Here is a 25750-nt window from a genome sequence, read left to right as displayed (position 1 = left end):
ATAAGATTGGAGGTGTTCGCATTTTTGATTTTCTGTTATTGAATTATGTGATCTTGGTTGTTCATGGTTTTCAATCCGCTTAGTATTATCCTTTAGTTACTGTTAGGGATACGCACTATTTTTTGGTCTTCCAAATACTGTTTTATAGCAACTAAAGCTGCTATATGCGCTTCTTCTTCGTAACGGGTTTTGATGCTTTCTGGAGAAAAATATTTCTTTACAAAATGTGTGTCAAAATTACCTGAACGAAACGCTTCGTGTTCAAATACAAAGGTTCCGAAAGGAAGCGTTGTTTCAATACCTTCTATATGATAATGGCCAATGGCATTCAGCATTTCTTCAATTGCCTCCTCTCTCGTAGCGCCGTACGTAATCAATTTGGCCAGCATCGGATCATAGTAAATAGGTATATCCATCCCTTCTTCAAAACCATTATCTACCCGGATGTTGTCGCCTACCGGCAAGCGGTACACCTCTAGATTACCAACGCTAGGAAGGAAGTCGTTAAGCGGATCTTCCGCATAAACCCTCAGTTCTAAAGCATGTCCATTAATTTTTAGATCGTTTTGTTTTATAGGTAGAGCTTCACCACGAGCCACACGAATTTGAAGTTCTACCAAGTCTGTGTTGGTAATAAGTTCTGTTACTGGATGTTCCACTTGTAATCGGGTGTTCATTTCTAAAAAGTAGAAATTGAGATGTTCATCCAATAAAAACTCCACAGTTCCTGCGCCCACGTAATCGCAGGCTTGAGCAACTTTAATAGCCGCTTCACCCATTTTAGAGCGCAATTCAGGTGTAAGGACTGAAGAAGGTGCCTCTTCAATGACTTTTTGATGGCGACGTTGAATGCTGCATTCGCGTTCAAATAGGTGAATGGTATTGCCATATGTGTCTGCCATCACTTGAATTTCAATATGACGTGGACTGCCCACGTATTTTTCAATAAATACAGAGCCGTCACCAAATGCAGAGGTGGCTTCACTAATGGCGCGTTTCATTTGCGAATCCAATTCGGAAGCTTTTTCAACAACACGCATGCCTTTACCACCACCACCTGCCGAAGCCTTGATTAAAATTGGGAAGCCAATTTTCTTGGCGATAGCTTGTGCTTTATCAACATCAGTAATGGCTTCATCAATGCCGGGTACCATAGGTATATCGTAGTGTTTCACCGCCTCTTTAGCAGCCAGTTTGCTGCCCATTATTTTGATGGCTTTTGATTTTGGACCGATAAAAATGATGTTATTGGCTTCACAAGCTTCTGCAAAGTGGGCATTCTCACTTAAAAATCCATAGCCAGGATGAATTGCATCCACATTCATGCTTTTTGCAACTTCTATTATTTTGTCGCCTAATAAATAGGATTGATTAGACGGGGCTTCGCCAATTAAAACGGCTTCATCTGCAAATTTGACGTGAGGCGAATTCCGATCCGCAGTAGAATAAATCGCGACGGTCTTAATCCCCATTCTTTTTGCCGTTTTCATAACGCGAATGGCAATTTCTCCTCGATTTGCAATTAGTATTTTTTTCATTAAAAAATGTATTTTCATTCTCGCGATAGCGTGAATCTCATGTTTTAGTTAATAATAAGCTACTTTAGAGGAGCTTCTGATATTTAGTGGTTATTGGAAATAAACTGATTTATTCAAATTCCACCAACAATTGATTTTTATCTACCGCTTCTCCTTTTTTAATAGCAATAGATTTTATAATGCCTTCTCTGGGGGAGGTGAGTACGTTTTCCATTTTCATGGCTTCAAGGATTAATAAGGAATCATTCTCCATGACTTCATCACCTATTTTGACATTAATTTCCAGAATTAATCCAGGCATAGGCGCAGTAATCTTATCCACTTTTTTAGAGTTTCCAATTTCAAAGCCTAGTTCTTTTATCAATTGATCTAAACTATTGCTTATGTTTATATTATAGGTACTATTGTTAATCTTTACTTTATAGGATCTTTTACTGAAATTATGATCGATAATTTCAGCATTGTATGATTTGCCACTATGCAGTATATGGTATGTTGTAGCCGATGTCTTTATAGCATCTAAGGACTCTATATCTTGATGGATTAGAGACCGTTCCTGTTCTCCATTGACCAGTACTTGGTATTTTTTATTCATAAGGTTTTTATCATTAATGGTGGAAAAGTTACGAATATTATAAGGGATATTAAAACATTGTTGATTTAAGAAAATAGCGTTTCAATTTAAAGGATTTCGATTTTTTGAGAAGTGAAGTAGTCTTGAGAAATATGAGTGCGGCAATCAGTGCATCTCCGGATGCTGTATGCCTATCCATCAAATTTATGGCATAGGCTTCTGCAATTTCGTCTAATGAGTATTGGGCGTTTTGATCTATAAAATTTGATTTGATGCGCGTCTTGGCATAAAGGTCCATAGTATCAATGACTTTATTTTTTAGTTTTGGTAAACCCATTCGGTTTAATGCTGCATTAATCATTATGATATCGAATCTGGCATGGTGGGCAATCAATACGGCATCTTCAATATAATTTAGAAATTGCTTCATGGCGTCTTCTTCAGTACACTTTTCTAACTTCCCATGTTGGAGAATACCGTGGATTGGAACGCTATCCGGATTAAAATGTGTTTGTTTAACATAGATCTCCAATGAATCTACAACTGCAATTTCATTTTTATAAATTGAAACTGCTCCAATAGACAGAATTCTGTCTATATAGAAATCAAACCCTGTGGTTTCACAATCCAAAGCGACAAACCGCGATGACTCCAACGATTTTTTTTCTTTTTTTTCAAAATGAAGCAAATACGCTTCCCAATAGTCGGGATAAGTCTTTTTTTTGAAGTTCCAGAGCCTCATTTAAAATTGCTTAGATTGTACTTTAGTTTGATAGATTCCTGAATTCGTGCTATAGTATTAAAACACCGTTTCAATTTCATTTTCTCTTCTTTATTCAATGCCGCTATTTCAATAAAACGACCATTATCGTTGTGAAGCAGACCATGTTTTGTTCGGAATTTGAGCAATGCTTTTGAGGCGTAAGAACAAGATAGGTACAGTTCTTCATTCGCCGGAAACAATTCCGCCATTTTTTCAAATCGCTCTGCCGTATTATTAATGTTTTTAATTTGATTGGATAACGCAAACAGCCGGCCAGCATCTACAATTGGCATGATGGCACGTTTTTTAATGTCAAAAAAATCTTTATACTCCCCATCTTTTTCAACCAAAAACCGTCTAAAAAAACCAAGTGGAGAAGCACTTCTTAAGGCACTTGCTGCTAGCTTGGACAAGAACATAGTGTTGTTTTTTGTAATGTCAAAGATGTGGTCTGAGAGTTCATTAGTAAGGTTGGCATCGCCATACGTGATGTCGAAGTCAAAAAAAATGGATGATAATAATATTTCGTCATCACCTGTGTTGGATGTCCATTGATTAAACTGACGTTTCCATTCATCCAAACTCAAACACCATTTGGGGTTTTTTGCCATAATATCGGCGGGGCAAAAGTCAAAACCCACTTCATTCAATCGTTTGTTCACTTTCTTTGAGAGCAAGAGGAAATAGGCTCTTACATCTTCCCGTTTTTCCGCATCAACATTTTCAAATACTATGGCATTGTCCTGATCAGTCTGTAATAATTGTTCCTTTCGCCCTTGGCTGCCCATGGACATCCAGGCAAACTTTACCGGAGGCTGTTTCCCCATCTTTACAATACAGCGCTCAATAATGCGTTTGATGGTGGCGTCATTCAGTTCAAAAATAATTTTACTGGTCTGGGTTAAAGGGATGTTTTGTTGAACAAATCCTTTTAGAAGCACCATTATTTTTTTGCGGATATGCTTCAATTGTTTGGTTGATTGTGAGCGTTTAATGGCTTTCATCAATACTGTTGGATTGCTCCCGCGCATCACATTGATGTCGTTTTGGGAAATGACACCTATGATTTTCGAATTAGGCGTGCCATCTGCAGTGACACATAAATGACTAATATTGTGTTTCATCATGGTAAGTTGAGCTTGGCTTATGGACACCCCTTTAGGGTAGCACAATACCGGTGCACTCATAATGTGTTTCACTTCATCTTCTATGGTGTGTTCTCCAGTGATGACTTTGTTGCGTAAATCCACATTAGTAACAATTCCAATGGGAATAAAGTCTTCCTCTATAAGTATTGATCCAATTTTGTGCTTTTGCATGAGTACTGCAATATCCTTTATTTTAGTGTGTGCCTTGGCTGTGATCACTTTTTTGATGTAGCGTACAGGTTGCAGCTCGAAAAGCTCTTTGTCATTTGCCAAAACCTCCAAGCGATGGTCATACAAGGAGCCGTGTATTTCTTTAGAAAAAGGATTTTCAGTATTGGAAGCAAAGCTTTCTATAAGGAAGTCCACAACATCCTTATTTTGGCTTATTAAGGGCTTAAATGTGGCTAAGGGAATACCATAAAGAATGCTTTCTTCTTCAGTAACAGCATTGGTGGCGTAATTTTCTTTAGCAAATAGGGGGCGGAGTCCAAACACATCACCTTCATCAAAACGATCTACTGTTTCCACTTTAGAGTTAATTTCTTTTGTAAGTGCAATAGCTCCTTTGTGAATCATGTAGAATTTATCGTGCAATGCTTCGCCTGCAGTATAAACCATGTTGTCCTTTTCGAGATAGGTTATGGTTACCACTTGTGCAATGGCGTATAAATCCTCTTTTGAAAATTGGTCAAAAGGAGGGAAGTTTTTAAGGAAATCGGCAATCCTTTCGGCTATAGTGTTTTTCATTCCGATAAAATTAAGCAAAGTTTGGTGTTCATCGTTCTTTCTTTGTATTGAAATGAGAATTGATCTGATGGTTCTTAATTGCTTTCTTGGCCAATGCAATTCCAATAAACAAAGAAATAAAAGCGCCTATCCAAATGCCCGGAATAAAATCAATAAATAGAAAGAAATCATAAGCGCCATGAAATAGGGTAGCGAGAAAGAGCCCGGTCAGATTTAATAGCTTCTTGCTTTTCGAAAATTTCGCTTTCCCCATAAAATATCCCATTAAAATGGCAAACGTAGCATGCGCAGGAACAGCGGTAAATGCTCTGATGATGGCCACTTCCATGCCGCCCTGTAGCACATACATCACATTTTCTGTTGCTGCAAACCCCATAGAAACCATGACGGCATACACGATACCGTCAAAAGGCTCGTTATATTCATTATGAGGCTGCGCATAATAACGGACAATAACATACTTGCTGAATTCTTCCGTCAGCCCAACCACAAAAAAGGCCTTGATAAATTGTTCTAAAATGCTGGTATGATTTTCAAGTTTTAAAGGGATGTCGATAATCATGTACAGCATCGTGGTGATGATAATGCTGACAATGGCGCCCAATATAAAATTGTAAACTAACAACCGAGTGGGCTCCTTCTCGTATTTGTCTTTTATATAAATATAAATGATAATGATGAGCACAGGTGAGATGGCTAGCAGTAATAAGGTCATGCGTTTGAATTTGTCATTTGGTTCTCAATGGCCTTAATCACCTCCAAATAATAAGCGGTGTTACTCTGTACGAAATGGCTATTATTGGCACTATTGCTTAACAGTTCAAGAAATTCTGGTATACTGACAAACTTTACCTGTTGTACTTCTTTAGGGTCCAATGTAAGATCATTTATAGAACAAGTGATTTTAGCGATGAAGGTGTGGTGGAATTCATTATCGACAATGCCATTGGGGTAACTTTGAAAACAGTCATAAACGCCAATTTTTAAGAGCTGTTGTTCTGTAATTTCGAGTCCAATTTCCTCCCAGGTTTCTCTGATAGCCGCTTGCGCAATCGTTTCGCCGGCATCTACATGGCCTGCCACGGAAATATCCCAGAGCAAGGGATAAATGACTTTGGTGGCGGAACGTTGGGCTAAAAGTATCTCGGCATTGTCATTATAAAGCCATACATGTGCTGTATTGTGGTAATAGCCTTTTTTGTGTATTTCAGATTTAAGGCAATTCTTGCCAGTAGGAGAACCGTCTGCATTCAGAATGGCGATATATTCTTCAGGTTCCATTATTTTATAGCTAACTTTAAACAGGTAATAAACGTATCAAAATCGCGGGTTGTATTAAATAGATGACATGACAATCTAACATAGGTGCCTCTAAAGGATACAAACACCGAATGTTGGGAAAGAATCTTTTTAAATTCTTCAATGTCAATGGAGGCAGGTAATTCGAGGCCAAAAAGATGATGGCTTCTATATGCGTCATCTTCAATAGAGCATCCCAAATGGCGCAATTCCTCTGCCGCCTTTATGGAAAGTGTTCTGCAGTGGTCTTGAATGGCTTCAGGCGTCCATAACAACACTTGTTCTAGAGCTGCGAGTTGCATTTTAACATGGATAAAGCTTCCGCTTTCTCCCATAACATACCTGTTGGCAAAGGGTTTATAATCATCTTGGTATTTAGTGAGGTCCGGTAATTTATGACTGTCCAATCGATTGGTCCAATTTTCTTCTAAAGGTTCACCGTTATCAAAATAGGGCCCGTAGTAGGCATAGGCACAACCGTAAGGTCCGAAAAGCCATTTATAACCCGCACAAATTAGTGCATCTGGCTGAAGTTCATTAACGGAGAAGGAGAGTGCTCCCACAGACTGGCTCCCGTCTATAATTAATAATGCCTTATGCTTATGGGTTTTTTCTCGTATGGCTTTTAAATTAAAAAGTGTGCCACTGGACCAATGAATGTGTCCCATGGCTACAACAGCAGTATTGTCATCAATGGCTTCAAATAGGGCCTCATTCCATAATTGGCCACGTTTGATTTTGGATTTTGGCGCTGGAATTATTTTTAAATGCGCTTGATAGTTATCAGTTAATTTCTTCCAGGAATAATAATTACTTGGGAATTGTTCCTGCATCAAAATTACATTTTGTCCTGGTTCTAATTTGATATTATTGGTTACGGTTGCAATCCCGTAAGATACAGATGGTATGGTTGCAATTCGCTCATAATTATCTACTTGAATTAGTTTAGCGAACTTTTGCTTTAACTCAATAACAGGATCAAAAAAATCTGATGAGGGTATGAGATATGGTCTGCTTTTTTGTAATACCGCATCTAGTCCTGCCTGTTCTACTGCTTTAAACGACGGCGATAAACTCGCCGTGTTCAAATAACAGATGTTCTCAGGAATATCAAACACATCTTTATGTTTCGAGATACCCATTAATCTTCAAAATAACTAAACGTATCGTTTTCCTTGATGTTCAATAGCGTTTCGTATATTAATTTGATGACGTTTTCAATATCGTCTCTATGCACCATTTCCACAGTGGTATGCATGTAACGTAAAGGGAGCGAAATTAAGGCACTGGCAACGCCCATGCCGCTATAGGCAAACGCATCTGTATCTGTGCCCGTTGCTCTTGAACATGCGGAGCGTTGAAAAGGAATTTTCTTTGCTTCTGCCGTTTCTGTAATTAAATCGCGAAGTTTCTGTTGCACAGCCGGGGCGTAAGCCACTACAGGACCTAAACCGAGCTCCAAATGGCCTTCTTTTTTCTTGTCGATCATCGGTGTAGTTGTATCGTGCGTCACATCTGTAACAATAGCAACGTTAGGTTTGATACGCTCTGCAATCATCTCTGCACCACGCAATCCAATTTCTTCCTGTACCGAATTGGTGATGTAAAGTCCGAAAGGCAAAGATTTTTTATTTTCGTGCAATAAACGAGCGACTTGTGCAATCATAAAACCTCCAATACGATTGTCAATGGCACGACATACAAATTTATCGTTGTTTAAAATATGGAAAGTGTCAGGATAAGTGATGACGCATCCAACGTGAACCCCCATCTTCTCAACTTCTTCCTTGTTTTTCGCACCAACATCAATAGTAATGTTATCGGGTTTTGGAGCTTCTTCCTTAGACTTGTCTCTAGTGTGGATAGCCGGCCATCCAAAAACACCCTTAACCACGCCATTTTTGGTATGTATGTTCACAATCTTACTTGGAGCAATTTGATGGTCACTCCCGCCGTTTCTGATTACGTAAATTAGGCCGTTATCTGAAATATAATTAACATACCAAGAGATTTCATCAGCGTGCCCCTCAATTACCACCTTATATTTTGCTTCCGGATTAATAACCCCAACGGCTGTTCCGTAAGTATCTGTTATAAATTCGTCCACGTACGGTTTGAGGTAGTCCATCCATAGTTTTTGTCCCGTCCATTCATAACCTGTAGGGGAAGCATTGTTTAAATAGTTTTCTAAAAATTCTAGTGATTTGTTGTCTAATATGTTTTTATTCGGCATGAGATAAAATTTTTTATAAAATTAGCAATATTAATAGTATTTTAAGGTTAATGCAGGTGTAAATTCTTAATTTTGGAATGATATTAGCACTAGTGCACCAGATGAAGTTATTGACCTACATTTTTATAGTTTTTCCAGTCCTGCTCTTTGCTCAAACACTTCCTGTGGAGCAAGATTCTACCGCGGTAGAGTATTACTATATTGATGGCGATTCGATACCAGTGACTACCATTGATCTAGATGCCGTTGTAGTTTTAAATCGATTAAAATTTGACAATAAGGAGGCCCGAATTCGTTATTTGATATTAAAACGAAAAACCATTAAAGTTTATCCTTATGCCAAATTGGCTGCAGAACGCTTGGTGGAGTTGACCAGTCGTTTGGAAACTTTAGAGCGTAACAGTCAAAAACGGCAGTATGCAAAAATCATCCAAAGGTATATAGAAGAAGAATTCTCGGCCGAATTAAAGAAATTAAGCCGTACTGAAGGACAAATTTTAGTAAAACTGATTCATCGTCAAACAGGTCAGACTACCTTTGAACTGATTAAGGAGTTGCGCAGTGGCTGGCGTGCGTTTTGGTTTAATAACACGGCTAAATTATTCGATATTTCCTTAAAGGAAGAATTTAATCCTTTAGATGTGAGTGAAGATTATTTGATTGAGGATATTTTAGAACGCGCGTTTCAAAACGGGCAATTGGAACGTCAAAAATCGGCGTTTCCTATTGATTATTTTGAATTGAAAGCCAAATGGGCAGATAAAACGGTTAGGAATTAATGCGAATACAATCAGAATTTGAAGAGAAATTAAATGCGTGGACGCATGGTTTTGGGGCGCTTTTAGGGATTGCCGGCTTGGTGTTACTCGTTAGTTATAAAGAGCATAACACTGATTGGAGCTTATTTAGTGTTATTATTTATGGTCTTTCAATCATCATTCTCTTTACAGCTTCTGCCATTTATCATTCTGTTTCTAACGAACGAAAAAAACATTATTTTCGAATTATAGACCATATCAGCATTTACCTATTAATTGCCGGAACCTATACCCCAGTCACCTTAATAGCGCTAAACAATAGCTTAGGTTGGCCATTGTTTTGGAGTGTATGGGCTGTTGCCGGCTTCGGATTGATTTTAAAACTGTTTTTTACAGGAAAGTTTGAAATTGTTTCCACCTTGCTCTATTTGGTTATGGGCTGGTTAATTATTTTTGATTTTAGCCACCTTTCTGAATTAATTGGACCAAATGGTTTGGCGCTGTTATTTGCAGGCGGCGCATTTTACAGCATCGGCATAATCTTTTATGCAGTACACAAGATACCGTATAATCACGTAATTTGGCATCTATTTGTATTGGGAGGTGCCATTTGTCACTACTTGCTTATATTTCTGTATGTATTATAGCTTTACTTTTTAAGCTTAAGGACGTCAATCTTAAATAGGTCGGCAGCATTTTTCCATAAGATCAATTCTTTCTTATCATTGGCCAGATCCAACTGGTCCATAAATTTGAGGTAAGACTTCATATTACTAATAGGCCAATCGGTGCCATATAATAAATACTTAGGATCGCCAGCATAGGTTATCATTTCTTCAATTTCCTTTTTCATGTAGCGCTCAAATTTTTCGTTAAAATCGCCTAAGACCAAGCCTGAAATGTCTGCATGTACATTCTTGTTTTTATAAACGACTTCCATGCAATCCTTAATCCAAGGATTCCCTACATGACATATAACAATCTTCAAATCAGGATAATCCACCGCCAAATCGTCAATATGAATGGGATGTGAGAATTTGATTTTTCCAGTAGGAGCGTAGGTGTCACCCGAATGGAACATTACAGGTACATCAAACTCTATGGCCATATCGTACATCACCTTAAACCGAATGTCATTAGGATAAAACGGCTCGTAACCTGGATAAAATTTAAGACCTTTAATGAGTCCAGCGTCTAGGAACTCGCTGAGTTCGCGTAAATCCTTGTAATCATAATTCAAATAACTCACGCCCGCCACAACACCAAGATTATCTCTATGACTGATGGCTTCCACGACTTTTTTAGTGCTTGGCCGGTGTTCATTTACTTTATAAGACGACAATACCAGTGAGTAATCCACATTATTTTCCGCCATGGTATCTGTCAACTTATTTAAACTGTCTTCTAAAGATACAACGCGGTCTTCGTGATAATTATTTATATGGGTGTGAACGTCTATAATCATAGTGGTTTTGTTTTTGTGGCAATTCAATTTTTTTGCTCAGCTAACAATATCTGACAATTTGAGGAAAGGAGCAAGGTTTGGATGATGGTTTTCAGTCTTCAGTTGGTAGTTTTCAGACATAAGCTTTCTATGAAGCTAAATCTTAATACTTAATACTCGATACTGTGTACTGAAGACTGCCAACTGAAGACGGCTAACTATTAGGAGTCAATAAAATCCTTGTAATCTTCGAAAAAGCTTTCAAAAAGTGTCATTTTTTCGACAAAAAATTCCATGACAGTTCGCCAACTGTTTTTATTGTGGATGGAGACTTTCTCGTCAAGTGGAATGTAGATTCTGGAAATTTCTTTACCGTTATCTAAAAAATAAGTTTCTTCAAAAAGTGCTTCGGGGAGAAATTCATCAGTTAAAATAGCTTTTAAAGATTGTAATTTATCCCAATACTTTATTCGATTTTCCAAATCGTCTTCAAGGTCTAAAGTGACCATGGCGGATTTGGTATCAAAATGAAACTTGAATGCAAAGCCTTTTAATTTCGTGTCATAAAGAATCCATTTTCTAGGAAATGATTTCCCGAAACTGATCCAGAACTCTTCTCTTAATTTTCTCGAATCTTCCTTACTAAACATGCTATTTCTCGCGAAAGCGGGAATCTTTTTAAATATAAATTATATTTTCTCTACTCTCAAACCTCAAACCTCAAACCTCAAACCTCAGACCTCAAACCTCAAACCTCAGACCTCAAACCTAAATCTTAAATTAGATACGCTACCAAAATTCCAAGCACGATAACGACAAGTTTTGAAAGATTAAATTTGTGACCCTCACTGCTTTCGAATAAAATAACGGTTGAAATATGAAAGAAAATTCCAATGACGATGGCATTAATATAAAATACATAGTCTTCAACTAATGTCACGGTATTGGATATTAGTGTTCCAATAGGCGTCATTGCTGTAAAGACTACTAAAAACCCAACAATTTGTAGTTTTGTGAATTTGGAATGTACCAGATAAGTAGTTATTAAGGCCGCAATTGGAATTTTATGAATAAGTACACCATACACCATGTCATTGTGTTGATGTATTGGAAAACCTTCTAGAAAACTATGAATGCTCAAGCTGATAAATAAAACCCAAGGGAATGCCGTGTCGCCTTCATGTACATGGAGATGACCATGTTCTGCCCCTTTAGAGAAAAATTCCAACAAAATTTGAATCAGGATACCGAACATGATAAACAGTCCCGTTTTTTTTGCATCCAAATGTTCATAAACTTCTGGAAGCAAATCAAAAAGTGTCAATGCTAGTAAAAATGCGCCACTAAATGATAACAGTAATTTTGTGTAATTGGATTTTTTATGCTTAAATATTAAGACTAAAAAAACCCCGAAAACAACAGCAAAAATGGGTAATAAATAGTGCATCATTTAAAAATCATTATTAAGCGCTCAGAGGTGTTTTTATGAAATTTGCGCAATTTATAATCCCCAAAAACATCTAGTAGATAGACACCTGCTTCTTCAAAAAGTACTTCAAAATCGGCTAAAGTCTTTGCTTTTACCCGTTCTTGGTAATGAAATTTCTCACCTTTATCCGTAAACCTAATGTCTTTTATAATATAACCATCTTCAACGTATCGTTGGAGATGAAAATCTATGCCACCCGCGGTTTTGACATCTTCTGGGACTAAATTTTCAATAACAAAATCACTATTCATAAAGTCAATTACTCCAAAACCTGATTCATTTAAATCTTCCCGTATGGCTTTAATGGTATTTAAATTGTCTTCTGTCCTGTCAAAATATCCAAAGCTGGTAAACAGATTGAAGACCGCATCAAACTGATCATTAAATGGTCTGCACATATCATGTACTTCAAAATGTAGTTTTTCATTCTCATATTGTTTGGCGTAGGCGATGCTGTTTACGGAGAGATCAACACCAGTCACATCATAACCTAAGGAGTTGAGATAAATGGAATGACGACCTTTACCACAGGCCAAATCTAGAATTTTACCATTTTCTGGTAAATTCAAGTATGAGGTTAAATTGTCCATGAACAGGTGTGCTTCGGCGTAATCTCTATCTTCATAAAGAATGTGATAATACGGTGTATCAAACCATGAAGCGTACCACAGTGTTGTGTCTTTTGTCATTATAAATTCGTCTGACTGCAAAAATACTTTATTTTTGTAATCTATAGGATGAGAATAATGGATAATAATTTTAATATGGTTGCCAAAACCTTATTTGGTTTTGAAGATTTGATGGCAAAAGAATTAACCCAATTAGGTGCCAGAGAGGTTAAAGTGGGGGTGCGCAATGTGAGTTTTGTGGGAGACAAGGGGTTTATGTATAAAGCCAATTTGGCGCTGAGGACTGCCATTAAAATTCTGAAGCCCATCAATAGTTTCCGGGTGAATAATGAGAAAGATTTGTACGACCAGATCTATAGAATGGATTGGTCGCAATATGTAAAACCCACAGGAACAATTGCTGTAGATGCTACCGTACATTCACATTTGTTCACGCATTCACTATACATTGCACAAAAGACTAAGGATGCCATAGTTGATAAATTCAGGGATACTACGGGCGAACGTCCAAACGTTGATTTAAAGTTTCCTGATTTAAAGATAAATGTTCACATTGATCGCAACACGTGTAATATTTCATTGGATTCATCTGGTGATTCCTTGCACAAACGAGGTTATAAAACAGCAACTAATATTGCACCAATTAATGAAGTATTGGCAGCAGGTTTAATTATGCTATCTGGTTGGGACGGCCAGACTGATTTTATGGATCCTATGTGTGGTAGTGGTACCATTCTGGCCGAGGCGGCGATGATTGCCTGTAATATTCCACCAAATTTGATGCGTAAGGAATTTGCCTTTGAACGTTGGCAAGATTGGGATGTTGATTTGTTTGAGAAAATTGAAGAATCACTTTTAAGTAAAACTAGAGATTTTCATCATAAAATTATCGGCTATGATAAATCGCCCAGTGCAGTGACCAAAGCCAAGGAAAATATAAAAAATGCCCAATTGGAAGATTTCGTAGAAGTGCGTCATGAAGATTTTTTTAAAACCCAAAAAGCTGGCAATGATAAACTTCATATGGTATTCAATCCGCCCTACGGTGAGCGTTTGGATGTAGAAATGGAGTCTTTCTACAAAAATATTGGGGATACCTTAAAACAAAACTATCCAGGAACAGATGCCTGGTTTATCACCTCAAATCTTGATGCTTTAAAACACGTAGGATTGAGACCATCACGAAAAATTCATTTGGTCAACGCTAAATTGGAAGCTAGGTTAGTAAAATATGTTATGTACGAAGGCAGTAAGAAAGGAAAATATATGGACTAAGCTTTCGTTTATAGATCTATTATATATTTTATAAGTCCTCATCCCACGTCTTAATAGGCTTGTTGGAGTTGATTAGTATGATGCTCCACATGGTAGGCAGTCCACATTAATAGCTCGCGTACTGGCATTTTTCCCATTACAGGGTGGGGAAGTACCAAAGTATCTAAGTTCTTGTCTGAGATGCGTCGTGTCTTATACTGCAATTTCTTGCTTTCTACCTGTAAACGTGTCAGAATATAGCGTTTATCCTTAATTTTTGGAATTCTTAATTGTTTTGAGGGTTTGCTAGGGTTTTTCTTGAAGGCTTCCAAGCGTTGCAAGTAGCGTTGTACGATGGTGTCATAATCACGCAATTCACGATTATTTATCCCATAGGCGTATTTGTACCAGAACCGCGGTAAGCTCAGCACATCATTTAGTGGCTTGATACTTTGAAGTAAATGTAAGGCTTGCTGTCCTGTAGTCCATTTGCCTTCAGGGCCCTGTATCCATTTGTAGTCCTCCTGGAGTTCGAGCCAATTAATGAGGGTATGGTATTTTTCCTCTAATAAATCGGCAATCCTATCTTTATGCATGGGTGGTTATTTGTATGCAAAAGTTAAGCAAAATACTGCAACTAATTACAAATATATTATGAGATTTTAAATGGATTAATCTGGTATGGTAATCTTTTTATTTTTCTTGTAGATGGGAATTAAATACGACACATTGTATCCAAACCCGAATCCAAATCGGCCACTATCAAACGTTCTATTGAAGCCAGGAATATAAAGATTTTCAAAATTTGATGGTTGATCTTGGGTAATCATACCTTTTACTTGAGCGTTGATACCAACAAAAAGGTTGGTTACTAATTCAGCTTTAACACCAATAACCATTTCAATCCATAGGGCAGATAAGCCTTTGTACTCCTGTAAGTCAGATGATGTATATGGCGTGTCATAGTATTGGTCTGTAGTATATACGGTATAGCTATTCAAATTCTGGCTGAAAGTGCTGGCTCCAACGCGTGCTCCCGTATAGATTAGGTTTTCCATATCCAACCAATTTTTATAGAGATTATAATCTATACCCGCTTTAAAATAACTGCCTTTAGCAGTAACATCTAAATAATCATTTTTTACCGAATTTTCTTCTGTACCTAATTCTCCAGCAAGATAAAGTTTTTGTGTGAGTCTGTAGTCCCCACTAATCTCGAACCCGGTATAGTCTTCATCAATAAAAGATCGAACCAATTTACCAATGTCGCCGCCCACACGCAAACCATACTTTTGCTTTACAATAATGGTATCGTTTAGCGAATTGTCTTGGTTCTCTTGTGCCAATGATGTTAGAGGTAACACCATCAAAATAATCAAACTAGTGATAAATATTGATATGCGCTGCATCTTCATTGTTTATGGTGGAATTTATTACTTGAACATCAATAATCCAGTTATTATCATCTGTCTCACGTTTCGCTACTAAATTGTTGAATACGCTTTTGTAACCGCAGGCCCGGGACACATAGATCAATTCAGGGGTGTAGGTTACTTCAATTATATCGCTATTGGATGCCGTGGTGTCATCCTCATCTACAGCAAAATCGCCGTCTTTTTCAATGATAAATCGAGTGGTATTGGGGGTATCTAGAGCATCAATTCGCAATGGTAATACGATAGAGTCTAGTGTTTTGTCCAATAGGAGATATTTTGAACTGTTTTCTTCATAAACATTCATTCGTCTTACCGTTTTTGTCTCGGCTCTCTCATTTATATTATAAAATCGAACAATTAAATGAGGTGTAGTTGGTGTTGCAGAGGCGCATATGTCATCACGTTCACAACTCCAAAGCGTCGCAATCAAAACTAACGAACAGATGATCCATGTGTACTTATAGAGGGTGTTTTGTTTCAAGTTTTTTGAATTTTCTATTTATTCAGTAATTATTCAATTATTGAGAATCACAATCAACAATCATCAATCGTCTCATCTTTTTTCCAAAAGTACAACATTTTCTACGTGATGTGTTTGTGGAAACATATCTACCGGTTGCACTTTGGTTACTCTATACATGGCATCCATCAGTTCTAAATCTCTTGCTTGGGTAGCGCTATTACAGCTTACATAGACCACTTTTGATGGTGCAATATTTAAAATTTGTTGTACCACATCTTTATGCATCCCATCTCTTGGAGGGTCTGTAATAATGACATCTGGGTGGCCGTGTTGATTGATAAAATCAGCATTGAAAACATTTTTCATGTCGCCAACAAAAAAATCAACATTGTCAATGCCGTTTAATTGTGCGTTCTCCTTTGCAGCCACAATTGCATCAGCAACAGCTTCTACACCCACAACTTTTTTGGCATTTTTGGCCACAAATTGTGCAATGGTGCCTGTACCAGTGTATAAATCGTATACTAATTCATCACCTTGCAAATCGGCAAAATCACGGGTTATTTTGTAAAGCTCATAAGCTTGGTTTGAATTGGTTTGGTAAAAGGATTTTGCATTGATTTTGAATTTCAAACCTTCCATTTCCTCAAAAATATGATCTTGGCCTTTATAACAAATCACTTCTTGATCGTAAATAGTATCATTTGCTTTTCCATTGATGACGTATTGTAGCGAAGTAATTTCTGGGAATTTATCGCCGATATAATCCATCAACAAAATGCGATTGGCTTTATCTTCTTTATAAAACTGAAAAAGTACCATAATATCACCTGTAGAAGAGGTGCGGAGCATCATTGTTCTTAAAAACCCGGTCTGGTTGCGAGCATTAAAAAATTCCATCCCGTGTTTTACGGCGAATTCTTTTACGGAATTTCTAATAGCATTAGATGGATCAGCTTGCAACCAACATTTCTCGATATCCAATATCTTATCCCACATACCAGGTATATGAAAGCCGAGTGCGTTTTTATCACCAAAATTCTCATTAGATTTAATTTCCTTCAATGTTAACCAACGGCTGTCACTAAATGAAAATTCCATTTTATTTCGATAAAAATAATCTTTGGCAGAACCTAAAATTGGTGTGATAGGCGGAAGTTCTAAATGACCAATGCGCTTTAAATTTTCCTCAACTTCTTTTTGCTTGTAAAACAATTGGTGTTCATAGGCCATATCCTGCCATTTACACCCGCCACAAACGCCAAAATGTTGGCATCTTGGTTCCGTACGTTTATCAGAATATTCATGGAATTTGATAGCCTTCCCTTCGTAATAGGATTTACGTTTTTTAAAAGTTTCAACATCAACCACATCGCCCGGAACTACATTTTGCATAAAAATAACGGCGCCATCTGGCGATTTTGCAACTGATTTTCCCTTTGCGCCAGCATCAACAACCAGAACATTCTCAAAGATTTGTTTTTTATTTCGTCTTCCCATGCCGCAAAAATAGTGAAACCAAATGCGATTTACGAATTACATTTTGCCATTTTAACAGTAAAAGTATGATTCTTATAAGGTGATGAAATAGAATAGTTGGCCTCATGCCAAATTTTATAAAAAATCTTGTTCTAAATCAGTCTAAAAATTTTTTAGAGGCTTAATTATTTCATAATTTGCAGGCCCTAGGGATGATTTCTCTCCCACGCTGCTTTTTCGTTCCGTATCTATCGGGATTTAGAAAGAATAAAGGTACAGTAGGAATGGTTATTTTCCTCGCTTAGCGAGATTTAATTATTAATGTTTGCCTCTATAATAGTGGTCAAACGATGTCTTTTTAAGACATAAAACCTTAAAATTCTTATTAAAAATGGCTGTTTTAGACCAATTAACTTCGCAACAAGCGATCGATTTAGAAAACAAGTATGGTGCACACAATTACCATCCGTTACCAGTAGTATTGAGTAAAGGAGAAGGTGTGTATGTATGGGATGTGGAAGGAAAAAAATATTACGACTTTCTTTCTGCCTATTCTGCCGTAAACCAAGGGCATTGTCACCCAAAAATTATCAATGCAATGGTGGATCAAGCAAGAACGTTGACCTTAACCTCTCGAGCATTTCACAATGACATGTTAGGCAAATATGAGGCCTATGTGGCAAAGTATTTTGGCTTCGATAAAGTGTTACCAATGAATACAGGGGCTGAGGCCGTAGAAACAGCACTTAAAATTTGTAGAAAATGGGCCTATGAAGTTAAAGGTATAGCTAATCATGAAGCTGAAATTGTGGTGTGCGAAAATAATTTCCACGGACGCACCACTACCATTATCTCATTTTCTAATGATCCGGTAGCGCGCAAACATTTTGGACCTTTTACGGATGGATTCATAAAAATTGAATATGATAATTTACAAGTATTGGAAGAGACTTTAAAATCGAATCCTAAAGTTGCAGGTTTTCTGGTAGAACCAATTCAGGGTGAAGCCGGTGTTTATGTGCCTAGCGAAAATTATCTTTCAAAAGCTAAGGCGTTATGTGAACAATATAATGTATTGTTTATTGCAGACGAAGTGCAAACTGGAATTGCAAGAACAGGTAAACTGTTGGCCGTAGATCATGAGAATGTCAAGCCAGATATTTTAATTTTAGGGAAAGCTTTAAGTGGAGGTGCCTATCCAGTTAGTGCGGTGTTGGCCAATAACCCTGTCATGAACGTTATTCAACCAGGAAACCATGGCAGTACATTTGGCGGAAATCCTGTGGCTGCAGCAGTTGCTATGGCGGCACTAGAAGTGGTTGTAGAGGAGAATTTGGCAGATAATGCTGAAAAACTTGGTCAGCTTTTTAGAAATGAGCTTGATGTTTTTATTACAACTAGTACAATAACAAAATTAGTACGAGGTAAAGGATTGCTTAATGCTATTGTAATCAATGACAGTGAAGATGGCGAGACCGCTTGGAACATTTGTTTGGCATTGCGAGATAACGGTTTGTTGGCCAAACCAACACATGGAAATATTATTCGTTTTGCACCGCCATTGGTGATCAATGAAGCGCAGTTGTTAGACTGTGTCAGCATTATTATCAAAACTTTAAAACAATTTGAACCGCAATCCTAATGATAGCAGAAAAATCAGCTTTTGATACGTTTGAATTAAATTTGCCTCCTGCTATCTTTGGATTTTTAAAGGAAACCTCCAGTTGGACCTATTTTCTATCTATTTTAGGGTTTATAGGGATAGGATTGATGCTGCTTTTTGGAATATTCTTTAGTGTGGCTATGGGCCTAATGCCTGGTGGCAACCCTTACGAGTCAATGGGAATGACCATGAATATGTCCTTTGTCGGTATTTTTTATGCAGTAATGGCGGTATGCTACTTTTTTCCTGTGCTATATCTTTTCAATTTCTCACGTAAAATGAAAAGTGCCTTAAATGCCAAAAATAATGACGATTTGACAGCAGCTTTTGCAAACTTAAAATCACATTATAAGTTTTTAGGCATTTTTACAATAGCAATTGTAGGTCTATATATATTATTGTTAATAGGTGCAATGGTAATGGGATTGGCGTAAAAGAGTTTATTAGAAGTGCAAATTTCTTAGGGATATTGATATAAAAAAAGAAGTGGCTTTTTAGCCGCTTCCTTTATTTTAATTAATATGAATTATTCTGGTACTTCAAATCCGTATCCTTCCATCATTTCACGTGACTGCTCCATGATGACATCCCATCCAGTAGTTGAAACTCTGTAAACAGTTGCGCCTAAATACACAAGATTTAGAATTAAGATGACCAATGCAACAGTCTTTGCGGTTTTCATGCCAGAAATATTTGTGTATTGTTCTGGATTTAAATGAGCTTCTTTAAGCTTGGTGTGTGCAATGAAATAAGCAACGCCGGCTAATATAAAACCTAAGCCTCCTATGCAACAACAGAGTAAGCCAAGAATAGAAAGTACATAAATAATTGTGGTATTAAGTTTTTGCTGTTCCATATATTATATTGAGTTAGTTGGTTGTTTTAAAAAAATAACTGATTATTATGATACTTACGTTTATAATGATCAATGCTATTTTTAATTTTTCATCATATTTAAATTTAACGAATAGGTTAAATATAAGAAAAACTGTTAATAAAATAAGTGTGTATATAGCAGGGTATATTTTAAATGCCATTACAAAATCGCCCCGAAACACTAATAATGTTGCACGTTGAATGCCACAACCTAGGCATTCCATACCAAACAATTGCTTGTTGATGCAAGGAAGCATAAAATCTTCAGGCTTTATAAAATTGAACATTGACATACACAAATGTATAAAAAGAAAGCAAGTGACTGTTGGATTTTTTGAGATTAGATTTGCCTTGGACAACAGAATTTTTAAGAAGTAAATGTGTAATTTCGCTATTCACATAAAAATTAAAACCTTATGAATACATCACGACTTATCAATTTATTACTCATCATTAGTGGTGGTTTTGTAGCTATTTACGCAAGAGCGGGAATGGACCAGAATGAATATGTTCTTATTGGGGGCATTGTTATTTTGATGATTGGTGTCTATCGTATTTCTAAGAACATTCCTAGTAAAAACGATCCAGATTCTTCTACTGATAATAATGAAGACGCATGAAACTAAAAATAGGGGATAAAGTAACCGTTTTAGATGAAGCCATTTCAGGGACGGTCTCAAAAATTGAAGGTAATACGGTATTTTTAGACACTGTAGATGGATTTCTGATGGATTTTCAAGAATCTGAATTACTTAAAATAGAAGACAAAGACACTTTAAAATCTAAGATTTTTTCTGAGCATTCTTTTAGTGATGTCATTTCAGAAAAAGAGCAATATGGGAAGCGAAAATCTGTTAGGGTAAAACCTAAAGAAAGAAGTCAACCTACCATGGAGGTAGACTTGCACATCCATAATCTTACAGAAAATGACCGTCATTTATCCAATTATGATATGTTGACCCTGCAATTGGAAACCGCAGAGCGAAAATTGGAATTCGCGATTAAAAAACGTGTTCAAAAAATAGTATTCATTCACGGTGTTGGTGAAGGTGTGTTAAAAATGGAATTGGAAACCCTTTTCAGACGATATGATAACGTCAAATATTATGCAGCTGATTTCCAGAAATACGGATTAGGCGCTACTGAAGTGTATATTTATCAGAATCTGTAGGAAGTGTAGGATGCGTCAATAAAGTTGTATTCAGAACATTTCCTTAGCAAATATGACAAAAATATCACTCACTTTCAATAGTCAAACTCTTCGTGTAGGTTCCAAAATCAATGTCAGTTAAACTTATGATATCCAAGTTGACATTCTTAATCTGAAATTTAACGGTAATAATGCGTTGGTACGTGTTTTTATTAAATTGTTGATAATTATAATCATCTGTGGCCACTTTGTTTAAATACCTCGGAACACCTGGGGTGGCGGTGCTTTCATCAAAATCATCCCTCGGGTTACCATTGCCATTTTCGTCTTCAAGACGCGTTAACACATTATCGCCATCATCATCATCATCTAAATAATCTGGTGTTCCATCGCCATCCGTATCCTGAGCATTTCTCAGAGCGTCAGTTGTAGTATATTGATGACCTTCATTTTTTGTCAAAACATTATCATTGTCATCGTCGGCATCCAGATAATCAGGAATACCATCGCCGTCAGAGTCGGTGGGATTGGTTGCAGGATTGTTGTCGCCATCTGAATTTTTATCTTCAAATGCTGATGGGATCCCATCACCGTCATCGTCAACAAAGGTTGTTAGTGTGGTTACGGTTCCAGAACTGGCCGCATAATCTTTAAGAATATTTGTGCTAGCATCCGGTAATAAATTACAGATTAAATTTTCGGGCTTACCATCATAGGTTCTATAATTAAACTTGGTGCTTGTTCCATTAATCTCAAATGTACTTGTATAATTATTCGTTTCCGGGTTAAAAATCTGTCGTGTGGTAGAGTTGTTTGGGAAGATTAAACTTAAAGATTCGGAAGGATCAGTTTTTGTATCGTATAAGAAAAATACCTCCGGATTAAGTTCGCAAATAGAGAGTTGTTTATCAAAATCCAATTCTACTTCAATAATATCGCCATCGTCACATGCTGATAGCACTAAGCACAAACCTAAAAGGTAAACTAATTTTTGCATTTCCATCGATTAAGCAACAAAAATAAGGCATTCTCCAATTTATAACGTACCATCTCTCAAATAATTTTATTTGGAGTATTTTTGCAGATTGGAATCAATTTTTAGCAAAACTTAATAGTCAGTTTTCTAAAAATCCACAATAATTTCTCAGCTATGAAACAGGTTTATTTTGACAATGCAGCCACAACACCAATGCGCGATGCGGTAATAGAGCGCATGATTAATGTGATGCATACACACTATGGCAATGCCTCTTCTACACATGGCCTAGGGCGTTCAGCCAAGTCCTTAATGGAGACTTCTAGAAAAACAATTGCTTCATTCCTTAATGTACATGCTTCAGAAATTGTTTTTACCGCTGGGGGTACAGAAGCTGATAACTTAGTATTGCGAAGCGCCGTGAGAGATTTGGGCGTTACCGAAATTATTACAAGCAAATTAGAACACCATGCAGTACTGCATACGGTTGCACAACTTCAAAAAGAATACAACATAGCTGTGACATATGTAAAATTAAAGGAAAATGGGATGGTAGACCTAAATAACCTTGAACAGCTTTTGCAATCTGATAATAAGGTGATGGTGAGTTTAATGCACGTTAACAACGAAATTGGAAATAAATTGGATCTTCAAAAGGTAGCAGATTTGTGTAAGTTGCATGGTGCCTTATGTCATAGTGATACTGTGCAATCCGTAGGACATTATGATTTGGATTTACAAACTACGCCAGTCGATTTTATTGCGGCAAGTGCCCATAAGTTCCATGGTCCAAAAGGTATTGGGTTTGCGTTTATAAGAAAAGGTTCAGGTATTAAAGCTTCTTTGTTTGGAGGTGAGCAAGAACGTGGGTATCGTGCAGGAACTGAAGCCATTCATAATATTGTAGGGATGGAAACCGCACTCAAACTGAGTTATGAGAACCTTGATCTTGAGCGGCAACATATTTCAGAACTTAAAACGTATTTTATAGATCAGTTAAAAAATTTGTCTCCAGAAATTACTTTTAATGGCAATTGTGAAGATCAAGACCACAGTACGTATACCGTTTTAAACGTATGTTTGTCAATACCGCCAGAGAAAGGAGCAATGCTTCATTTTCAATTGGATTTAAAAGGCATTGCCTGTTCTAGAGGTTCAGCATGCCAAAGTGGGAGCAACCAAAATTCGCACGTATTGACTGAACTATTGAATGCTGAAAATTTATTGAAACCTTCTGTTCGTTTTTCATTGTCCTGTTTTAATACTAAAGCAGAAGTAGATTATGTAATGGCGGTGTTAAAAGATTTTATATAAACATAAAACCAAAGGTCTGCAATGCTGCATTAGTATTAAAAAGTTAAGCTAAAACTTCATGGACAGTCGCACATTAAACACTCGTGGACTCAGATAATTTGGTATGGCATATTGACGTTTGCTGTACACGTCTCTAACCCAGGTATTGGTGATGGAATTTTGAACGTTGAACATATTAAAAACTTCCACGCCGATAGTCAATTCTTTAAATGCATTTTTCCAATTGGCATTATAGGCTTTGTCGCGATCTACAATGGCATAGGAAAATCCAACATCAGCACGTTTATAATCGCGCAGTCTATTTTGATAATCATAAGGATCAGCATAACTTGGAGAACCACCTGGAACCCCTGTATTGTAAACTAGATTTAGATACACTTTCAATTCTGGGATGTTGGGTACATAATCTTGAAATAAGACACCAAATTTTAGTCGTTGATCTGTAGGCCTTGCAATATACCCGCGCTCTTCTATATTTTCTTCAGTTTTTAGGTACCCAAAACTGAACCAAGACTCTGTACCCGGTACAAATTCACCATTTAATCTTAAATCTAAGCCATAAGCATAAGCCTTAGCTTTGTTATTGGCACGATACCTAATTCTGACATTCTCTAAAGTGTACGGATTAACATCTGTCAAATGTTTGTAGTAGGTCTCAGACACCAGTTTAAATGGTCGGTCCCACATTTTAAAGCTGTACTCATTACCTAAGACTAAGTGTATGGATTTTTGCGCTTTTACAGAAGGCTGTACAGTTCCCGAAGAATCACGTAGCTCTCTGTAAAACGGAGGTTGGTAATATAGGCCACCAGCAATTCGAAATATCATATCTTTATCCCAATCAGGTTTAACGGCGAATTGTGCTCGCGGACTAAAAACTGTTTGCGAATGACTTTCTATCCTGTCTCCATTTACTGTCCAATGGTGTGTCCTTACTCCAAAATTATAAAAGACATCGTTTGAACCTAATACAGAACGCTTGCTCCATTGTGCATAAGCTTGAAAGCGTTGAATCTGAGCTGAGTTGGTAGCGCGCACATTTTGGAAGGCTACTAAAGGTCCTTCATACGGTTGGTAGGGTTGGTCTTTTAAGCTATTTGATTTGGGTGGGTTTATTGAAAATCCTGCTGAATCAATAACTTCCCATTCAACCAACCTGTCCCGTATATCTTCATTGGTATATTTTATGGACCATTCAAAGATGTTGGTGTCTATTTTATAATCGCCTTTATGCTCTACTGTTGTTATTAAAGCATCTAAATCATTCCTAGCGTGGGTCAATTGGGCACCTACACCTTCGCTAAATTCTACTTCACCAAAATTTTCATCACCAATAGTGCCATTAACTTCACCTAAGCGGTATTGTGCCAAAATATCAAAATGTTCTTCTTCAATAGTGTGATATGTGGAGGCAATAAGCTTAAGTGTAAGATTGTCATTTGCAAAATAATTGGCTTTAAAAGCTCCAAAGTAGGTGTGATAGGCATCTTTTTCCTGTCCTTCATAAAATACCAATAAGGCTATCGGGTTGTCAATAGTTCCGAAGTTAGTCTGTCTATTTTGAGGTTGAAAGGTGTATTTGTTGCTGGATATATTTCCTAGGAAATTAACCTGAAACTTGTCTGTAAATTTATAGGTTAAATAGGTTTGTGCATCTGCAAATACAGGTTTTACGTTGCCTTCAGTCTCCAAAGAGTTTAATATTAAACTGTTGTCTCTGTAGCGTAGGCCCATAATACCGGATAATTTGGAGTCTTTAGACACTGCTTCCGCAGAAATACTGCCGCCTAATAATGACACGTCAGCCTTCATACCAAATTTGATGGGATTCTTATACGTTATATCCAACACTGAAGATAATTTATCGCCATATTTTGCCTGAAATCCGCCAGCCGAAAAATCGACGTTTTGTACAAGATCTGTATTAACAAAACTCAAGCCTTCCTGTTGACCTGACCGCACTAAAAATGGCCTGTACACTTCAATTTCATTGACATAAACCAAATTCTCATCAAAATTGCCACCACGTACTGAATATTGTGTGCTCAATTCATTGGAAATATTTACGCCCGGTAAAGTTTTTAAAATATTCTCTACGCCGGGTTGGGCCCCTTTTATTGTTCTAAGCAATTCTGGCGCAATAGTCGTGACGCCATTTACAGATTGACGTTGATTGCTGTTAATTACAATTGTGGCAATTTGCTCAATATTCAGGTCCATCACCGGATTAAACTCTACTGCCTGTCCATTTTTGAGATTGAATTTAACCAATACGCGTTTGTATAAGATATGAGTGAACGTTACCGTTACCTCAGTATTTGCAGCAATTTTAAGTTCATAAAATCCATTGGTGTTGGAGATTGTGCCAACCTCATTTGAGGTAATGTTAACATTGTCAATAGGAATGTTCCGATCATCTAATACTACACCTCTTATAGTGGCAGTTTGCGACCAACTTAGTATGGGCAACAGAATGAAGGCAAAGCGGTAAATAAAATCTAGTTTCAAGAGCGGAAT

The 25750-nt window shown here is 37.1% G+C and carries 28 protein-coding genes; 8 read left to right on the top strand and 20 right to left on the bottom strand.

Annotation, left to right across the window (positions count from 1 at the left end; genetic code table 11):
• Positions 1-92: 92 nt before the first annotated feature.
• From accC to BXY82_RS11345, 8 genes are all read right to left on the bottom strand, one after another.
• Positions 93-1538: an acetyl-CoA carboxylase biotin carboxylase subunit gene (accC, locus tag BXY82_RS11380; protein ID WP_133758304.1), complete on the bottom strand. Its 1446-nt coding sequence runs from the start codon at positions 1536-1538 to the stop codon at positions 93-95.
• A 109-nt stretch (positions 1539-1647) separates the two neighbouring features.
• Positions 1648-2133 (bottom strand): acetyl-CoA carboxylase biotin carboxyl carrier protein subunit, encoded by a 486-nt coding sequence (locus BXY82_RS11375; RefSeq protein ID WP_133758303.1) that lies wholly within the window; start codon positions 2131-2133, stop codon positions 1648-1650.
• Positions 2134-2182: 49 nt separating this feature from the next.
• Positions 2183-2854: a 3'-5' exonuclease gene (locus tag BXY82_RS11370; protein WP_133758302.1), complete on the bottom strand. Its 672-nt coding sequence runs from the start codon at positions 2852-2854 to the stop codon at positions 2183-2185.
• On the bottom strand, positions 2851-4770 hold the full coding sequence (locus tag BXY82_RS11365) for a DUF294 nucleotidyltransferase-like domain-containing protein (protein ID WP_133758301.1): 1920 nt from the start codon (positions 4768-4770) through the stop codon (positions 2851-2853). The genes BXY82_RS11370 and BXY82_RS11365 overlap by 4 nt, the downstream gene beginning before the upstream one ends.
• A gap of 28 nt (positions 4771-4798) precedes the next feature.
• Positions 4799-5485 carry a PrsW family intramembrane metalloprotease gene (locus BXY82_RS11360; RefSeq protein ID WP_133758300.1) on the bottom strand — a complete coding sequence of 229 codons (687 nt, stop codon included), beginning with the start codon at positions 5483-5485 and terminating at the stop codon, positions 4799-4801.
• Positions 5482-6051, bottom strand: coding sequence for an NUDIX hydrolase (locus BXY82_RS11355; protein ID WP_133758299.1), 570 nt, complete (start codon positions 6049-6051; stop codon positions 5482-5484). The genes BXY82_RS11360 and BXY82_RS11355 overlap by 4 nt, the downstream gene beginning before the upstream one ends.
• A complete protein-coding gene (locus tag BXY82_RS11350; protein ID WP_133758298.1) occupies positions 6051-7211 on the bottom strand; it encodes an aminotransferase class V-fold PLP-dependent enzyme in 1161 nt (386 codons plus the stop codon). The genes BXY82_RS11355 and BXY82_RS11350 overlap by 1 nt, the downstream gene beginning before the upstream one ends.
• Entirely contained in the window at positions 7211-8302 is a 1092-nt protein-coding gene (locus BXY82_RS11345; protein ID WP_133758297.1) for a M42 family metallopeptidase, read from the bottom strand. Before BXY82_RS11345 ends, BXY82_RS11350 begins: the two co-directional genes overlap by 1 nt.
• Positions 8303-8403: 101 nt before the next feature.
• Here BXY82_RS11345 and BXY82_RS11340 point away from each other — a divergent pair, with 101 nt between their 5' ends.
• Together BXY82_RS11340 and trhA are read left to right on the top strand one after the other, a co-directional pair.
• Positions 8404-9081 carry a DUF4294 domain-containing protein gene (locus tag BXY82_RS11340; protein ID WP_133758656.1) on the top strand — a complete coding sequence of 226 codons (678 nt, stop codon included), beginning with the start codon at positions 8404-8406 and terminating at the stop codon, positions 9079-9081.
• A complete protein-coding gene (gene trhA / locus BXY82_RS11335; RefSeq protein ID WP_133758296.1) occupies positions 9081-9707 on the top strand; it encodes a PAQR family membrane homeostasis protein TrhA in 627 nt (208 codons plus the stop codon). Before BXY82_RS11340 ends, trhA begins: the two co-directional genes overlap by 1 nt.
• 2 nt (positions 9708-9709) lie before the next feature.
• On the opposite strand, the gene BXY82_RS11330 is transcribed toward trhA, so the two are convergent.
• The 4 genes from BXY82_RS11330 to BXY82_RS11315 all read right to left on the bottom strand — a co-directional run bounded on the left by BXY82_RS11330 (position 9710) and on the right by BXY82_RS11315 (position 12682).
• Positions 9710-10525, bottom strand: a complete 816-nt coding sequence (locus BXY82_RS11330; protein ID WP_133758295.1) for an amidohydrolase family protein — start codon at positions 10523-10525, stop codon at positions 9710-9712.
• A 200-nt stretch (positions 10526-10725) separates the two neighbouring features.
• The gene (locus BXY82_RS11325; RefSeq protein ID WP_133758294.1) at positions 10726-11154 is read right to left on the bottom strand and encodes a DUF4268 domain-containing protein; all 429 of its coding nucleotides are present in this window, start codon (positions 11152-11154) and stop codon (positions 10726-10728) included.
• A 125-nt stretch (positions 11155-11279) separates the two neighbouring features.
• Complete coding sequence (locus BXY82_RS11320) at positions 11280-11954, bottom strand: ZIP family metal transporter (RefSeq protein ID WP_133758293.1); 675 nt, start codon at positions 11952-11954, stop codon at positions 11280-11282.
• Entirely contained in the window at positions 11951-12682 is a 732-nt protein-coding gene (locus BXY82_RS11315) for a class I SAM-dependent methyltransferase (protein WP_133758292.1), read from the bottom strand. Before BXY82_RS11315 ends, BXY82_RS11320 begins: the two co-directional genes overlap by 4 nt.
• 57 nt (positions 12683-12739) lie before the next feature.
• On the opposite strand from BXY82_RS11315, the gene BXY82_RS11310 reads away from it, so the two are divergent.
• Positions 12740-13897 (top strand): THUMP domain-containing class I SAM-dependent RNA methyltransferase, encoded by a 1158-nt coding sequence (locus tag BXY82_RS11310; RefSeq protein WP_133758291.1) that lies wholly within the window; start codon positions 12740-12742, stop codon positions 13895-13897.
• A gap of 50 nt (positions 13898-13947) precedes the next feature.
• Here the strand turns inward: BXY82_RS11310 and BXY82_RS11305 are convergent, their stop codons facing one another.
• From BXY82_RS11305 to rlmD, 4 genes are all read right to left on the bottom strand, one after another.
• A complete protein-coding gene (locus BXY82_RS11305; protein ID WP_133758290.1) occupies positions 13948-14472 on the bottom strand; it encodes a DinB family protein in 525 nt (174 codons plus the stop codon).
• Positions 14473-14547: 75 nt separating this feature from the next.
• A complete protein-coding gene (locus tag BXY82_RS11300; RefSeq protein ID WP_208293696.1) occupies positions 14548-15285 on the bottom strand; it encodes a DUF6048 family protein in 738 nt (245 codons plus the stop codon).
• Positions 15257-15793 carry a DUF6452 family protein gene (locus tag BXY82_RS11295; RefSeq protein WP_133758289.1) on the bottom strand — a complete coding sequence of 179 codons (537 nt, stop codon included), beginning with the start codon at positions 15791-15793 and terminating at the stop codon, positions 15257-15259. Before BXY82_RS11295 ends, BXY82_RS11300 begins: the two co-directional genes overlap by 29 nt.
• Positions 15794-15865: 72 nt before the next feature.
• Entirely contained in the window at positions 15866-17275 is a 1410-nt protein-coding gene (gene rlmD / locus BXY82_RS11290) for a 23S rRNA (uracil(1939)-C(5))-methyltransferase RlmD (protein ID WP_133758288.1), read from the bottom strand.
• Between the two features lie 370 nt (positions 17276-17645).
• Here rlmD and rocD point away from each other — a divergent pair, with 370 nt between their 5' ends.
• A complete protein-coding gene (rocD, locus tag BXY82_RS11285) occupies positions 17646-18896 on the top strand; it encodes an ornithine--oxo-acid transaminase (RefSeq protein WP_133758287.1) in 1251 nt (416 codons plus the stop codon).
• Positions 18896-19351, top strand: coding sequence for a DUF5362 family protein (locus tag BXY82_RS11280; protein WP_133758286.1), 456 nt, complete (start codon positions 18896-18898; stop codon positions 19349-19351). Before rocD ends, BXY82_RS11280 begins: the two co-directional genes overlap by 1 nt.
• A gap of 92 nt (positions 19352-19443) precedes the next feature.
• On the opposite strand, the gene BXY82_RS11275 is transcribed toward BXY82_RS11280, so the two are convergent.
• A complete protein-coding gene (locus tag BXY82_RS11275; RefSeq protein WP_133758285.1) occupies positions 19444-19773 on the bottom strand; it encodes a CCC motif membrane protein in 330 nt (109 codons plus the stop codon).
• A 13-nt stretch (positions 19774-19786) separates the two neighbouring features.
• Positions 19787-20050 (bottom strand): DUF2752 domain-containing protein, encoded by a 264-nt coding sequence (locus BXY82_RS11270; protein WP_133758655.1) that lies wholly within the window; start codon positions 20048-20050, stop codon positions 19787-19789.
• Between the two features lie 159 nt (positions 20051-20209).
• Between BXY82_RS11270 and BXY82_RS11265 the strand changes: the two genes are divergently transcribed.
• Together BXY82_RS11265 and BXY82_RS11260 are read left to right on the top strand one after the other, a co-directional pair.
• Positions 20210-20413 carry a hypothetical protein gene (locus BXY82_RS11265; RefSeq protein WP_208293695.1) on the top strand — a complete coding sequence of 68 codons (204 nt, stop codon included), beginning with the start codon at positions 20210-20212 and terminating at the stop codon, positions 20411-20413.
• Positions 20410-20964, top strand: coding sequence for a Smr/MutS family protein (locus BXY82_RS11260; protein ID WP_133758284.1), 555 nt, complete (start codon positions 20410-20412; stop codon positions 20962-20964). The genes BXY82_RS11265 and BXY82_RS11260 overlap by 4 nt, the downstream gene beginning before the upstream one ends.
• Positions 20965-21028: 64 nt before the next feature.
• On the opposite strand, the gene BXY82_RS11255 is transcribed toward BXY82_RS11260, so the two are convergent.
• Positions 21029-21940 carry a hypothetical protein gene (locus tag BXY82_RS11255; protein WP_133758283.1) on the bottom strand — a complete coding sequence of 304 codons (912 nt, stop codon included), beginning with the start codon at positions 21938-21940 and terminating at the stop codon, positions 21029-21031.
• Positions 21941-22093: 153 nt separating this feature from the next.
• Between BXY82_RS11255 and BXY82_RS11250 the strand changes: the two genes are divergently transcribed.
• Complete coding sequence (locus BXY82_RS11250) at positions 22094-23233, top strand: cysteine desulfurase family protein (protein WP_133758282.1); 1140 nt, start codon at positions 22094-22096, stop codon at positions 23231-23233.
• A 48-nt stretch (positions 23234-23281) separates the two neighbouring features.
• On the opposite strand, the gene BXY82_RS11245 is transcribed toward BXY82_RS11250, so the two are convergent.
• Positions 23282-25741 carry a TonB-dependent receptor gene (locus BXY82_RS11245; RefSeq protein ID WP_243835788.1) on the bottom strand — a complete coding sequence of 820 codons (2460 nt, stop codon included), beginning with the start codon at positions 25739-25741 and terminating at the stop codon, positions 23282-23284.
• Between the last annotated feature and the right edge of the window lie 9 nt (positions 25742-25750).

The organism is Gelidibacter sediminis, assembly GCF_004364975.1.
Classification (GTDB): domain Bacteria; phylum Bacteroidota; class Bacteroidia; order Flavobacteriales; family Flavobacteriaceae; genus Gelidibacter; species Gelidibacter sediminis.
This window is presented reverse-complemented; position numbering and strand designations above follow the sequence as displayed.